Here is a 14,654-nt window from a genome sequence, read left to right as displayed (position 1 = left end):
GGAGCGAAGCGATCATGGAATGTCGACCCGGCTGCGGCGCCTGTTGCGTCGCTCCCTCCATCAACTCCCCGATCCCGGGCATGCCGGACGGCAAGCCCGCGGGTGTGCGCTGCGTGCAGCTCACCGACGACAATCGCTGCAAGCTGTTCGGCAAGCCCGAGCGGCCCGCCTTCTGCGGCGGACTACCGGCTTCCTTGGAGATGTGCGGAACCGCCGACGCCCATGCGTATCGGTATCTCGCGGAGCTCGAACGGCTGACCGCGCCCGACGTTACATCGTCCCCACGTTCGTCCCCGCCATCAACTCCGTGAGCGCGCTGCGAATCGTCGAAGCCGCGATGGCGAATCCTATGCCTTGCGCCTCCGCGTTGACCGCGGTATTCACGCCGATGACTTCGCCTCGGTCGTTCAGCAGCGGACCGCCGGAGTTGCCCGGATTAATCGACGCGTCGGTCTGGAGCAGATGCTCGTACTTGTGCTCCGTGCCGTCTTCCTCGGCGATCGTGATCGGACGTTCCTTGGCGCTAAGCACGCCGACGGTCATCGTGTGATCCAAGCCGTACGGGTTGCCGATCGCGATGACCCAGTCGCCGATCGCCGTCTGGTCCGAGTCTCCGATCGCCAGCGCCGGGAACTTGCCTCCGTCCGGGCTCTCGACCTTCAGCACGGCCAGGTCCAGATCCGCGTTCGCGTTCACGAGCTTCGCCGTAAGCGGCTCGTCGTAGCCCGGCACGGTCACCTTCAGCTCGGTCGCGTCCGCGATGACGTGCTCGTTCGTCAGAATGTAGCCGTCCTCGTTGAAGAAGAAGCCGGTTCCCGTCCCCATCAACGTCGGTTCTGCCGTCCTGCCCTGCTGCGATTGCTGACGCGGATTCATCATTCCGCCCCGTCCGCCGAACGGCCACGACCCCTGCGCATTCTGCTGGATGCCGTAGTTCTCGATCTCGACGACCGCTGGATTGGCGGCATCGAATACGGTCGAGATTTTCTCGTCCGCGCCCAAGGAAGCTGTCGTTACGCCCGCCGAATTCGCATACGAACCGCCGCTCGCCGAGGTCGACGCGACCGCGGCTGCGCCGCCTGTGAACAGGTTCATTCGATCCGCCGAGAAGCTGACTCCCCCGACGACGAGCGCGCCGGCCAAGAACGCCGCGAGCATCGGCCGAACCGCGCTTTTCGCCCGACGATCTCTCCGATTGCCCCCGTTCCCGGAACCGCCTCCCGCCGCACATGCCTTATTCAATTCTTCCTCGTAAGACGACTGCAGATTGGCCGCCTGTCTGGTAGGTTCGAACCGATAGATCGTTACGTTCTCGTTGGAGTCGTTGCTTATAGGATTATTGCCGTTATACTCGTTCATTCGAATCATCCTCCCTAGCTGAGATGACTCTATCATGCGCCCCGAACCTAAAATGAACCTTAAACGCGCCTAAAAGGTTCATGAGAAATCAAGTTGCCATGTTCATCGTATCGCCGGATATACGCCAACAACTCCTCGAAGTTGACCCAGGCAATTCCGACTTTCTGATCCGCCGCTCCATAAGACATGATTAAGTCTTCGCCTACGACGATACCCCCGGTCGTGAACAGACAAGGCGTCGGGTAGTCCGCCGGCATCTCCCAATCCCGCTCCGCGTACATCAGACGATCGGAACAGCGGTGCGTAACGATCGGAAAGTCGTCATCCCGCTCCCGAATAATCATGAAGGATTGCGTATAACCGAACTGTACGTTCTTCTTCGCGTGATAGGATACGAGCCATTCTCGATTCCCGATCGACAACGGCGGCCAGCTTGCGCCGACGCGGTTCTCCTCCCAATCGAAGACGGGCGAAGCCAGAAGCTTATGGGTCGCTCTAGGAGAAGCGAAATCCGCTATCGATTCCGCCGCCGCCAAGTAAATCGAAGGCTTGCGAACCCGGTCTCCTCCTTCGAAGGGCAGGACGTTCATCGGCCGATGCAGCATCAGATATTGCTCTTTGCCCGCGATCGTGAACTTCTCCGGGAATAAGAACACGTCGCGATTATCGCTGACCTGTCCCTCGGTAAGCGGCCCAACGTACTGAAACGCTCCTTCATACTTCCGCTGCTTCAACGCGTCCAAATTCAGCTTGTAGAGAACGGTAACCGTATCGTTGGCTCGGGCCGCTTGGATGAACGGATCCGAATCGTTGCCTTCGAAGATCCACCCCGGAACGTATTCGAACCGCGTCTGCACCGGCGGATTCTGACTGCTCAGCCAATAAGGTCCAGGGGGAAAGGGACGGCACGCAACCGTTACGTACAACTCGTTCTCGATGTAGAAGATGCGCGGGTCCTCCACGCAGCCGTTCGCGTAATTCCGCACGGTATGGCCGTGAATATCCGTAATATACAGCTCGTGATCTTCGTATCCCAACGCCGGCGCCAGCGCGGGTCTCGAGAAGTCCGCGTCCCAAGTTTCTCCCGCATCGTTGCTTACGGCATAACCGAGGAAGATCGGATACGGATCGTGACAGCCCTCTCGCCGCTTCTGCGGCCACGGCCCCGTTGCCCGGAATAGCATATGAATCTCGTTCGAATCGGGATCTTGGATAATCGCCGGATTCAGAACCATCTTATCCGCCCAATCGCAGCCCGGTACGGGCTCGAGAGCCGGTTTGTTCCTATAGCGAAATCGTGGTTTCATGCGTTTCCCCGCTTTTCATCCGAAAGTACGAGTCTGTTACTGCCTCGCAAACCCAAATTAGCATACCTATTATCGTAACGACAGCGAATCTCGGAAACAGTAAGATCCATCAAACGAAAGAGGAAGATCCATCATTCTCGCTGCATCGGCAAGCGTTCTATAATGAGGCTTGTAAGCGAGAACAGGGTGGAGGCGGAGTAAAGTGAACGAGCGGAAGCAGTATGATATCGTCATCTACGGAGGAACGGCTGCGGGCATCGCGGCGGCTGTTCAAGCCGGACGAATGGGCAAAAGCGTCGTCGTGATCGAGCCGAGCCGGCGTATCGGAGGCTTGACCAGCGGCGGTCTGGGAGATACGGACGTGGGAATGAAGGAAGCGGTCGGCGGACTGTCCTTGACCTTCTACCGGCAAGTCGCGCGCAAATATTCGCAGGACGGCGCTCGTTGGGTATTCGAACCGAAGGTCGCGCTCGAAGTGTTGCAGGATTGGGTGGCGGCGCACGGCATCGAGGTCGCGTACGAGGAAAGGCTCGACCTCCGGGACGGAGTGACGAAGCAAGGACTCGACATCGTCTCCATTCGGATGGAATCCGGGAACGTCTATCGCGGCAAGGTGTTCATCGACGCGTCATACGAAGGGGATCTGATGGGCAAATCCGGCGTCTCTTACTTCGTCGGCCGGGAGTCGAATGCGCAATACGGGGAAACCTTGAACGGCATTCGTCACGGCAGCGAGAACGAGCTGCCCCGCGGGATCGATCCTTACGTCGTCCCGGGGGACCCCTCGAGCGGCTTGCTTCAGCGCGTCAACCCGGATCCCGGCGGCAATCACGGCGACGGGGACACCAAGCTTCAAGCGTATAACTTCCGCATGTGCCTGACGAACAACCCGGACAACCGTCTGGAGATCGAGAAGCCCGAGGGCTATGACGAAGCCGATTACGAGATTCTGTTCCGGGCCATCGAGCAAGGACAGAACGCCAAGTTCTTCAAGCTGAACCGGGTAACCTCGGACAAGACGGATTCCAATAACAACAGCGGCATATCCACAGATTACAACGGAATGAACCATAGCTACGCGGAGGCGGATTACCGCGAGCGGGAACGCATGCACGAAGCCCATCGCGTCTACCAGCAAGGCTACGTCTGGACCATTCAGAACCATCCGAGAGTGCCGGAAGACATTCGCGCGGTATACAAGCCTTGGGGCCTCCCGCTTGATGAATTCGTCGAGACCGGCCATTGGACGCCTCAGCTGTACGTCAGGGAATCCCGCAGATTGATCGGCGATTACGTGGTGACGGAGCATGAAGTCAGACGGGACAGAGAGGTGCCGGATTCCATCGGCATGGGCTCGTTCGCCATGGACTCGCACCACACCCAATACTACGTGAACGAAGACGGGCATGTCAGCACGGAGGGCGGATTCTACGTCAAGCTGAAGGCGCCTTATCCGATCAGCTATCGGGCCATCTTGCCGCAACGGGCAGAGTGCACGAATCTAATCGTGCCGGTATGCGTGTCGGCTACTCATGCGGCCTACGGCTCGATCCGGATGGAGCCCGTGTTCATGACCCTGGGACAATCGGCGGCGACCGCGGCCTCGCTGGCGATCGACGCGGACGGCATCGTACAGAACGTCAAGTACGAGCAGCTGCATGCCCTGCTCGTTCAAGATCAGCAAGTTCTGTATTGGGACGGCGAATGCGAGCATCATGTCTCGTGATTGAACCGGAAACCGAACGTCCGCCGGTAATCTCCCGGCGGATGCCCGAATCGTTCGCGGAACACGCGGCAGAAGTGGGCGTAGCTCGGGAAGCCCGTCTTCTCGGCGACCCGCTCCAGCGGAAGATCGCCGTAGAGCACCTGCTGCTGCGCAAGCTTCATCCTCACGTCAATGCAATAGGCGAACGGCGATTGGCCGAAGGCGGCTTTGAACAAGTAGGAGCAGCGAGAGACGCTTAATCCGACGGACGCCGAGATGTCCTCCAAGCGGAGAGCTTCATGCGAATGATTCTCGATGAATCGCTTGATCTTGTGCGCGGTTTCTTCTCCCTTGGTGCGCCGCTTGGTCCGAATGACTTGCTCCAGCGTCAAGCATAGCGTTCGCAGCAGATAGTCCATGATCTCCTCTCGGTTGTGCATCACCTTCTTCTTCTCGCGGATCAGATGCTTCCATAAGGTGATGACCGTATCGTCGAAGCCGATGTTCGTCTTGATCGGCATGCCCTTGTCTTGCCACCACGAGTCCAGCCATTCCCCGTCGCCGGCGAGGAAATAGTCGCCGACGGGTTGAACAACCCCGGAATCATGAGATCTCCGGGGCTGCACGTTCAACTCGTACGACACGTCGGGAGGGTAGATGAGCAGGTCGCCGGGGATGATGGTCTCATATCGGCCCCCCACCAGCGCGCGACAGGTCCCTTCCGCCTGAAGCCGGAACAGGTAGAAGTTCAGCCCTTCCCGATACGTGACGGAGTGGGGCTTGGCGTGTATGGAATAATCGGCATAGATGACGCGGGATCGGCGTGGATCGGACTCCGTCATAGGCAAGGTTCCTCCCGACTCCGTGGCGTTATTCCGAGGCCGGCACGAAATCCTCTCCCAGCCATACGTCTTGTTCCAGCAGCTTCCGTTGAAGCTCGGCGACGGCAATGCCGCGCGAGCCGGTGCCGCCCCGAAGCGCCAACGCGGCAGCCGTACCCGAAGCTTGCCCCATGGAGAAGCAGTTCGGCATGACCCGCAAGGAGCCTTGCACCGCCCGATCAGAGGAAACGCAGCGTCCGGCAACCCATAGGTTGTCGATGCCGACCGGCAGCATGATCCGATACGGCACGCCGTGCGACACCCCCGGAGGCAAGTGGTTGAAGGTCATCGCGCCTTTGCTGTCGGCGAGGTGAATGTCGATGTAATAAGCGTTGCGGGCAATGTCGTCCGGGAAGGAACGCGCGGCCAGGAAGTCGTCGACCGTCAGAATATAGTCCCCTTCGATACGCCGGGTTTCCCGGATGCCGAGCTGCTCCCCGCTCGCCACCATATGGGCGTGCTCGAAGCCCGGTACGTAGCCGCGGAAGAACCGCAGCTGGCGCTCCGCCGTGCGGCGGCCTTCGATCGCCCCTCGCGTCAGATCTTCCGCGAGCGTACCGTCGACGCCGAACACATGGCCGAAGTTGACGCCGACCAAGTAGTCGCTGACCCAAGCGAGGCCGGAGATCGACTTGCGGCCCTCCGGCAACGCGCCGTCGGCGATCGCCCGCTCCACCGTCTTGTGCAGTTGGCCCGTATCTCCGCTCTCCTCGAGAAACCGTTGGAACCGCGGACGGTCTACGTTCGCGAGCAGATAGCACATGCTGCCGGGCTGAAGCTCGCCCGCTTCCCCGCCCTTCTGGAACGGAACGCCAGCCAGAGCGGCAATATCCCCGTCCCCCGAGCAATCGATAATATACCGGCAGGGGATGAAGGAACGCCCCGTCTTGTTGACGACAACGACGCCTTCGATCGTCCGGCGGTCCTCGGACAAGACGACATCGTAGACGAAGGTGTGGTAGAGCGGCGTAACGCCGTGTTCCAGAATGGCGTCGTCATACACTCGTTTCAGCACCTCGGGATCGATCGGCACCCAATCCAGCATCTCTCGATATTCCTCGCGGTACCGGGGTTCGCAGGCTTGCTTCATTCGCTCCATCAGCTCGAGGCCGAGACCGCGAATGATCGGCTTCCGCTTATCCGTGAAGGGACAGAAGGCGGGAACGAGCGCTACCGTCCCCATGCCGCCAAGGAATCCCCTCTGCTCCACCAGCATCGTGCGCGCTCCCTCTTTCGCCGCGGCAATGGCCGCTGCGATTCCGGAAGCCCCGCCGCCGATGACCAGCACGTCTACCTCGCGGGCAACGGGAATGGCGGCGGGCGGCAACGTCAGATGTCCGTTCATAGCGTCCTCCCTCCGGCGCCTTCCAGGCAAAGCTTCACCAAGTCCTCTACATCCGCGGTCGCCAGGCATTCTACCGTATCGGCGGCGCCGTAGTAGATCTTCACTTCCCCGGAATCCTCCAGAATCATGCCGCCGGGGAAGATGACGTCGTTCCGGAAACCCCCGCTCGTCTCGTACGCGGCTTCCGGCGCGAGCAGCGGCGCTTCCGCCTTGCCGATAATCCGGCCGGGGTCTTCGAGATCCAGCAGCAAGATGCCTGTCGTATAACGTTTCTTCCAACTGTCTTCCCATCCGTTCTTGCCCCGGCCGCGGTCGATATCGACGGCATGGAACAGGGTTAGCCAGCCTTGATCCGTCTTGACGGGCGGAGCGCCCGGGCCTACCTTGTCGTTGGCGTAAGCGACGTCTTCGACCGCCAACACCAGCTTGGAGTTGCCCCAGTATCGCAGGTCCGGCGAGTCGCTCATCCACATGTCGAAGCGGTCTCGTCCCCCGCGGCTGTATACCGGCATCGGGCGCTCCAGCCGAACGTACTTGCCCCCGATCCGCTCCGGGAACAACACCATGTTGCGGTTGTCCGGCAGCGACAGGCTCAGCACCTCGAACGAGGCGAAATCCTCGGTTACGGCGATGCCGCCGCGCAGACCGTGCTTGGTATCGACCGCGAAGCACATATAGCATCGCTCGCCGATGACCGTCAGGCGCGGATCGTATACGCGGATGATCTCATCGTCGTGCCAGGACCAGATCGGCTTGGGCTGCACGTCCCACTTGATGCCGTCGTCGCTGAAGGCCAGTCCGAGATTGGTCGTATGATGAGGGGCGACGATCCCTCGGCTTTCATCGCCGTAGTCATTGCGGAACACCATGACGTATTTGCCTTTGAACTTGGCGACCCCGGCGTTGAAGACCATCGCCGGACCGTATGGCACATCGCCCGGAGATAGTATCGGATTCGCGGAATGCCGGGTGATGATCGGGCTCGAGAATAGCGGCCCTACCGTGAAGTCGTTCATATGGATGATGCTCCTTGTGTATGAAGTAAGTAGGGAATGGCATTACCCTTTGACCGAACCCGCCGTCACCTGAATGAACGACTTGTTCGCCACGATATAAGCGAGCAGCATCGGCAGGATGGACAGACAGGCTCCCGCCATCATCAGGTGGATCTGCATCGCGGCGGAAGCGCCGTACCGAAGATTCGCGAGCCCGACGGTCAGCGTCTGCAGCTGCGGATTCGTCATCGTGAACACCAGCGGCAATATATATTCGTTCCAAGCATGACGGAAGGCGAACAGCCCGGTCACGCCAAGCCCCGGCGTCAAGAGCGGCAAGATAATCCGGAAAAACGTCCGGAAGAAGCCGGAGCCGTCCACCATGGCCGCTTCGTCAAGCTCGCGGGGAATCGCCTTGAAGAAGCCGAGCAGCATGAAGAACGTGCCGGAATGGGCGCTGATCAGAATGAGGATGACGCCCCATAGCGTCGTATTCAGGTTCAGCGCGACCATCATATCGAATTGCGGGCGCAGCACGACGGCACCGACGGAGATGAACATCATCGACGCCTGGACCGTCACGAACAGGGACTTGCCGGGGAATCGGCGGCGGTCCACCACGTAAGCCGCCATGGCGGCTACCAGCAAGGTGCCCGCCGTAGCCATGATGCTGACCCAAGCGCTGTTCCACGTATATCGCGCGAAGTTCGCCTGCTTCCAGGCTTCCGCATAGTTGGCGAACTGCAGCTTGGCCGGCAACAAGGTGCCGCCGGTCATCATCTCGGCGCCGGTCTTGAGAGAACCGGACAAGGTCATCAATAGAGGGAATACGGTCAGTAACGCCGTTAATAGCAGAAACAGCCACATGGCCGTACGGCTCAAGATCGCGCCCGTTCGGTTGGACGGCGGGGCGGCGACGCGGCCTCGCCGATCCGGCCGTCGGGATATCGCTTGTTCGTTCATTCGCCGAACCTCCTCTCTTGCGATGCTAATACATCTTGTTCATTTTACGGCTCAATAGGAAGTACAGGCCGGTGATCGCTCCGACGATAACGGCCGTTCCGAAGCCCACGGCGCTGCCGTATCCCAGCTGTTGCTCGACGGGCGATCCGGTGGATACCGGGAATAATAGCTTATACAGATAGAGATACATGACCTCGGTCTTGCCGATCGGTCCGCCTTCCGTCATCAGCATGATGCTCTCGTATCCCTTCAAGGACGCGATAATCGCGAGCATGATGACCAGCTGGGCTACCGGAGCCAGCATCGGAAGCGTAATGTGCCAGAATCGTCTCCAGGCGTTCGCGCCGTCGATGGACGCGCTCTCGTACAAGTCTTGCGGAATGCTCTGCAGGCCGGCCAGGAACAGCAACATATAGTTGCCGACCGCGCCCCAGACCGCCACGAGAATGACCGTGAACATCGCATGTTCCGGCCCGAGCCAGTTGACCGGCTCGGAGACCAGGTGCAGCTTCATCAGGACGGCGTTGACCATTCCGTTATAGGAATTGAAGATCGTATAGAACACCACGGAGATGACCGCGGTACTGATTATCGTCGGCATGAAGTAAATCCCGCGCAGCAGATTGCCGCCGCGCAGCTTACCGTTCAGAATGACCGCCAGCAGCAACGAGATCGGCAGCGTCAGCAGCAGCTTGCCTCCGGCGTAGACGAACGTATTGACGACCGCTTCCCAGAACAACGCGTCTCGCATCAGCCGGCCGAAGTTGTCCAAGCCGACGAACAACGGCTCGCCGTATCCGGCATAGTCGTAGAACATATAACGCAGCATCCATATCAAGGGATAGATGCCCAAGGCTGCCGTCAGAATAATGCTCGGGGACAGGAACAGAGCATTCTCCCCAAGTCGTTTCCATCTCCATCTCATGATCCGTTCCTCCTCGATACAATGGGATCTTCGTCGGGCTCGAACGAACTCGCCCTTCGGGGAAAGAAAAAGGACTGCCGCCCGTAATACGGCGTGCGGCAGCCCATTCTTGCCTGTCCTTATCCCTGCGGCTTAGCCGGATCGAAGGCAGGGTTCGGCGTTACGACGACCTCGCCTTTCTCCACCGCCTTGGACAACGCGGCGTTGTATCTGGCGTTCAGATCGTCCGTAATCGCCTTCGCGTCTCCGCCGGCGAGCATATACTTGAAGAATGCATCCGCGTAGACGGCGCCTTCCGGCGTAACGTTCGGCGAGACCGGCCAGATCGAATCGTGTTCGCCGACCAAGAAGCCTTCCATGCCGCTAATCTCCGGTTTGTTGGCCTGTTCCACGATGTGAGGCACGACCGCAAGCCCGAAGCCTTTCTCATGATAGGTCTTCAAGATATCGTCGCCGTACATGTACTGCATGAACTTCCAAGCCGCATCCTTATTCGCCGACTGGGCGCTGATGCCGAGCCACGTCCCCGCGGACACGATCTCGGAAGTTCCCTTGATCTGTCCGTCCAGCGTCGGAGCCAGCGCGCCGCCCCAGTTGATCGTCGTCGGGAATTGATCCTTGTACACGCCCGGTTCCGTCGAGAAGGAGAGGTACATACCGATCTTGCCTGCGGCGAATTGGGCGCGCAGCGGGTCGATGTCCAGCGCTTCCGCGCCGGGAAGAATGCTTCCGTCTTCGTGCATTTGCTTGAAGTATTCGATGACCTGCGAATAAGGCGCGAAGTCGAATTGTCCCGTTTTCAGATCGAAGCCGAGGCCTTGATGACCGCTCAAGGACAGAATCTCCCGAACGGAACGGTCGAACGCCGACTTCGGACTCTTGAAGTTCAGCGCGAAGCCGTAGACGCCGTCGCCTTTGCCGGCTTCGGTGATTTTCTTGGCATCGTCGACCATTTCTTGCAGCGATACCGGAGGATTAGCGATGCCCGCCTTGGCGAAGAGGTCCTTATTGTAGATCAGACGCAACGTATTGCCCGTATTGGCCAAGCTGTATACTTTGCCGCCGAACCGGTTGACGTCGTCGAGCAGCAGCTTGCCGAACTTCGACTTGATGTCGTCGGTCAGATAGGCATCGATCGGTTCGAGATACCCTTTCTTGACGAAGCCGGCCGCATTGCCGCTCTTGATGCGCAGCAAGTCCGGCGCTTGGTTGCTGGAGAAGGCGATGTCGACGCTCTGCGCGTAATTCTCGGACAACACCGTCAATTCCACTTGAATGTTGTCTTCGTTCGTCTCGTTGAACTTGTTGATCAATTCCTTGATGTATTCTTGGTCGTGACGGTCGTCCGTCCAGTACTTCAACTGTACGGGCGGTTTGTTCGTCTCCGCCGACGGAGTTGCCGAAGCCGAAGCCGCGCCGCTTTCCGAAGGTGCGTTCGATGCGCCGCTATTGGCGTTATCGTTGTCGTTCCCGCCGCAACCCGCGATTCCGACGGCTAGCGCAAGGCCTAATCCGAGACCTGCCCATTTCTTCTGCATGCGTTCTACCCCTTTGATTAACGAATGGTTGGTGAGCTCGTTTTTTATTATAAGTGCTCCTATTCGAAGAAGGAGTACGGCAACTTCACTCTCATGGGATACAAATCTACGGTCTGCGCGGCAGGCTCCTCATGCCTCCGGCCGGTCCGCGTGATAGCCCGCCCTGAACTCCGACGGCGTCTGGCCGGTGATCTTCTTGAACATCTCGCTGAAGTATCTGCGTTCCTCGTAACCGACGGCCGAAGCCACCTCTTGCACCTGCGCCCCGTCCACCAACAGCTGCTTCGCCTTATGAATGCGTTCCGAGGTGATGTGCTGCGTGACCGTCATCCCGGTCACCTGCTTGAACAAGCTGGCGAAGTAGCTGGCGCTGAGATGCACATGGGCGGCGCAATCGCCGACGGCGATATCCTCGGACAACCGGCTCTTGATATAGTCGATGGCTCTATAGACGACCTTCTGTCCTTCGGACAAGCTGTTCCGGCATACCAGAGCGGCTCCCTCCGCGCACAAGGCATGCAGCTGGCGCTGCAACGCGGCCAGCGGCAGCCCCGCCGTTCCTTGCGCCTTCCTGAACTTCTGAACGAGCGGCTGGATGTCCGAATACGGAACCATTTCGTAGAAGGCGCGAATCGCCGAAGCGGCCAGCTCGTCGTACAGGCTGAGCAGATAATCCGGATTGTGCCGGGAAACCCGCTTCTGCAGCGACTCCGAGATCGCGGACAGTATGGCTTCGGTCCGTCCGACATGGCCGGAACGGAGGGCCAGCAGCAGCTCGTCCTTGTACTCGAGCGCCAGCGGCTCCTGGCTCTCGCTCTGGCGAATATCGGCATACGGAATGGCCGCGTTGCCCTCGGTGAACAGCCGATGGGAGAGCGCCCGCTGGGCCTGGCGGTAGGAATCCGGCAGCTCGCAGATCTCCTCCGCTCCGCCGCCGACCCCGACGGACACGGTGAACTTGGTATGCCGTTCGATATTCCAGCAGATCCGCTCGGCGATCTCGATTGGACTCGACTGCGGTCCCGTATCGTTCAACACCGCCAGGTACCGATCCTGACCGGCGCGGAACACGACGCAGCGCGCGAATTCGGCGATCGTCTCCTGCACGATGTTCAGCAGGGAGAAGCGGGTCAGCTCCATCTCCCGAATGGACGGTTCGGGATCTTGCTCGCGGAACCGGTCGATCTCGATCAGCATGACGACGAAGCCTCGCGGCTCCAGCTCGATATTCAGAAACTCCCACCGTGCCGAAGCCTCCTTCCAAGACGTGCGGTGGTTGACGAGCAACGAGAAGTATTCCTGCCGCAGCACCGGCATGCTCTCGCGGAGCTTGCTCTCCATCTCCCGAAGGCTCAGCAGCTTCTTCCTCTCTTCCATAATCTCCGCCTTGGCCCGCAGCACCGCCGACATGATGTCATCTTCGGAGAAGGGCTTCACGACGAAGTCGTAAGCGCCCAATTGCACCGCCTGCTGCGCGTATTCGAAGTCTGCGTAGCCGCTGATCAGAATGACCTTGCAATCGCGGTTCTCTTCCAGCACCGCGCGCAGCATGCTCAGCCCGTCCATTCGCGGCATCCGGATATCGGTAATGACCAGATCCGGCCGCAATTCGCCGATCAGCGCAAGCCCCTCTTCCCCGTTGCTCGATACGCCCGCGACCCGAATGCCCTGCTCTTCCCAGTCCATCGCGGTCAGCCCGTCCACTACGCTTCGAATATCGTCGATAATGCAGAGACTGATCGCCTCAGGATTGCTCATCCGCATGCACTCCTATCTTGGGTAAAGAAATCCGTATTTCGGTTCCGCGCTCCGGCGCGCTGTCCGCTTCGATTGCCGCGCTATCCCCGTAATAGAGCTGAAGCCGCTGAACGAGATTAGACACCGCATAGCCCTTCTTCGAATCCGGCCTCAAGAGCGCGCGCGCCTGTTCTTCGTCCATGCCGCATCCGTTATCGCGCACGGCGATCGTCCAGCGTTCCCCTTCTCCGGTAATTTCGATCTCGATACGGCCGCCGGTCTTCAGATCGCGGAAGCCGTGCAAGATGCTGTTCTCCGCTAACGGCTGCAACAGAATGCGCGGTATCGAGAGCTCGGCCAGCTCCGGCTCGCGCACATGGATCTCGTAAGCGAACAGACCTTCGTAGCAGCTGATCTGCAGCTCGAGATACTGACGAACATGCTCCAGCTCCTTCGACAGCGTCGTAATCTCCCGGCCGTTGTTCAGCCCGAGCTGGAACAAGCGGGAGAGCGCCATGACCATCTGCTGCGACGGCTCGATCTGTTTGAGCTTCAGCTTCCAGTAGATCGTGTTGAGAGTATTGTATAGAAAATGCGGATCCATCTGCGCCGACAGCGCCTTGATCTCGGCCGTCCGCTTATGCGTCTGCGCTTCCGTAACCTCGTCGATCAACACGACGATCTGCTCCAGCATCCGGTTGAACCGAACGCCCACCTGCCCCAGCTCGTCCCCGGTGCCGCTCTCGAACCGGGCGGTCAGATCGTTGCTCTCTACCCGCTTCATCACCTTCAGCAGCCCTTGAAGCGGCTTCAGCAGATAGCGCGAGAACACGCCGGAGATCAGCACCGTTACGGTGAACACGGCAAGAGCGACCGCGGCGATCAGCCATTTGACGTACACCAGATCCTTCAGCACGTCCGCCTGGGACCGGATGGTGGTCATCGTCCAATCGGCAATGCCGAGACGGTCGTAATTCAGCAAATAAGTCGCGCCGCCCAGCTCGAAGGATTGGCTGCCCTCCGCGCGGTTCATCATGTCCTTCAGATCGCCCGCGTCCACCGCTTCCCGGACCAGCGCGTCTTTGGCGGGATATACCGTCTCTCCTTCGGCGTTCAGCAGGAAGCTGTGCGCTCCTTCCCCGGTGTTGCCCTGCACCAGCTTGCGGAATCCGTCCTCGCGGATGTTCACGACGATGTATACGCCGTTGACCGGCGTGTCGAAGATCGGCTTCAGGATGAGCGAGAGGACTCGGTCCTTGCCGGAGAAGATCATATCCTCGTGGCCTTCCACCCACAGGTTCTTCTGCTCCCTCTCGATGCGCTCGTACAAGGAGGTATCCGGGAACGCGGTGAGCCGATTGCGGTTCATGGACGAAGGATAGAATTCGCCGATCGGCGTATAGACATAGATCGAATGGATGAGCGGCTCGGCGATTCTCGCCTGCGAGAACACGTTGTCCAGATCGTTCAGATGCTTGTAATAGTTGTCGTCGGTGCCCGAGGCGGCATCCTTCAGCATGTCGTAGAACGGCTGGCTGATCATGAACGTCATCATGATCAGCATCAGCTTGTTCAGCTTCTCGTCCACGATCTGCGCGGACTTGACCACGGTGTCCTGCGTGAGCTTCAGCGCGTTCTTCTCCAGCGTGGCGGCCGAGATATAGTAAGACAACCCTCCGGTCATCAGCACCGACAGCACGATGACGGCCAGGAACGCGACTTTCAATTTGTTGCGGAACGATTGCCTGCCGAGGTAATCCAAGCTGCTCACGCCTTCCGTTAAGACTGTCTATCCGTTGATTATGTCACCCCGGCGCGCCGTTCGACAATATGAGATAAACGAAGCTGTCCCGGAAGCCTTATCATGGCCCCGGGGACAGCTCCTCCGTATGATTGCCT

At 59.5% G+C, this 14,654-nt stretch carries 12 protein-coding genes; 2 read left to right on the top strand and 10 right to left on the bottom strand.

The annotated features are described in order from the left end of the window. Nucleotides 1-14 precede the first annotated feature (14 nt). The gene (locus ACFQZG_RS13855; protein ID WP_378153428.1) at nt 15-311 is read left to right on the top strand and encodes a YkgJ family cysteine cluster protein; all 297 of its coding nucleotides are present in this window, start codon (nt 15-17) and stop codon (nt 309-311) included. Here ACFQZG_RS13855 and ACFQZG_RS13850 read toward each other — a convergent pair. Together ACFQZG_RS13850 and ACFQZG_RS13845 are read right to left on the bottom strand one after the other, a co-directional pair. Next, nucleotides 271-1,359, bottom strand: a complete 1,089-nt coding sequence (locus ACFQZG_RS13850) for a S1C family serine protease (RefSeq protein WP_378153426.1) — start codon at nt 1,357-1,359, stop codon at nt 271-273. The genes ACFQZG_RS13855 and ACFQZG_RS13850 overlap by 41 nt on opposite strands. A 59-nt stretch (nt 1,360-1,418) precedes the next feature. Then, on the bottom strand, nt 1,419-2,666 hold the full coding sequence (locus ACFQZG_RS13845) for a glycoside hydrolase family 130 protein (protein WP_378153424.1): 1,248 nt from the start codon (nt 2,664-2,666) through the stop codon (nt 1,419-1,421). A gap of 202 nt (nt 2,667-2,868) precedes the next feature. Here ACFQZG_RS13845 and ACFQZG_RS13840 point away from each other — a divergent pair, with 202 nt between their 5' ends. Then, nucleotides 2,869-4,392: an FAD-dependent oxidoreductase gene (locus tag ACFQZG_RS13840; protein ID WP_378153422.1), complete on the top strand. Its 1,524-nt coding sequence runs from the start codon at nt 2,869-2,871 to the stop codon at nt 4,390-4,392. Here ACFQZG_RS13840 and ACFQZG_RS13835 read toward each other — a convergent pair. From ACFQZG_RS13835 to ACFQZG_RS13800, 8 genes are all read right to left on the bottom strand, one after another. Continuing rightward, the gene (locus tag ACFQZG_RS13835; protein WP_378153420.1) at nt 4,380-5,213 is read right to left on the bottom strand and encodes a helix-turn-helix domain-containing protein; all 834 of its coding nucleotides are present in this window, start codon (nt 5,211-5,213) and stop codon (nt 4,380-4,382) included. The genes ACFQZG_RS13840 and ACFQZG_RS13835 overlap by 13 nt on opposite strands. 28 nt (nt 5,214-5,241) lie before the next feature. After that, nucleotides 5,242-6,597, bottom strand: coding sequence for an FAD-dependent oxidoreductase (locus tag ACFQZG_RS13830; RefSeq protein WP_378153418.1), 1,356 nt, complete (start codon nt 6,595-6,597; stop codon nt 5,242-5,244). After that, nucleotides 6,594-7,613 (bottom strand): glycoside hydrolase family 130 protein, encoded by a 1,020-nt coding sequence (locus ACFQZG_RS13825; RefSeq protein WP_378153416.1) that lies wholly within the window; start codon nt 7,611-7,613, stop codon nt 6,594-6,596. The genes ACFQZG_RS13830 and ACFQZG_RS13825 overlap by 4 nt, the downstream gene beginning before the upstream one ends. Before the next feature lie 42 nt (nt 7,614-7,655). Beyond that, on the bottom strand, nt 7,656-8,555 hold the full coding sequence (locus tag ACFQZG_RS13820) for a carbohydrate ABC transporter permease (RefSeq protein ID WP_378153414.1): 900 nt from the start codon (nt 8,553-8,555) through the stop codon (nt 7,656-7,658). 25 nt (nt 8,556-8,580) lie between these two features. Further along, nucleotides 8,581-9,480: a carbohydrate ABC transporter permease gene (locus ACFQZG_RS13815; RefSeq protein ID WP_378153412.1), complete on the bottom strand. Its 900-nt coding sequence runs from the start codon at nt 9,478-9,480 to the stop codon at nt 8,581-8,583. A gap of 119 nt (nt 9,481-9,599) precedes the next feature. Next, nucleotides 9,600-11,018: an ABC transporter substrate-binding protein gene (locus ACFQZG_RS13810; RefSeq protein ID WP_378153410.1), complete on the bottom strand. Its 1,419-nt coding sequence runs from the start codon at nt 11,016-11,018 to the stop codon at nt 9,600-9,602. A 129-nt stretch (nt 11,019-11,147) separates the two neighbouring features. Next, the gene (locus ACFQZG_RS13805; protein WP_378153408.1) at nt 11,148-12,776 is read right to left on the bottom strand and encodes a response regulator; all 1,629 of its coding nucleotides are present in this window, start codon (nt 12,774-12,776) and stop codon (nt 11,148-11,150) included. Then, complete coding sequence (locus tag ACFQZG_RS13800; protein ID WP_378153406.1) at nt 12,763-14,526, bottom strand: sensor histidine kinase; 1,764 nt, start codon at nt 14,524-14,526, stop codon at nt 12,763-12,765. Before ACFQZG_RS13800 ends, ACFQZG_RS13805 begins: the two co-directional genes overlap by 14 nt. Nucleotides 14,527-14,654 lie beyond the last annotated feature (128 nt).

Source organism: Cohnella sp. GCM10027633, assembly GCF_042675445.1.
GTDB lineage: Bacteria > Bacillota > Bacilli > Paenibacillales > Paenibacillaceae > Cohnella.
This window is presented reverse-complemented; position numbering and strand designations above follow the sequence as displayed.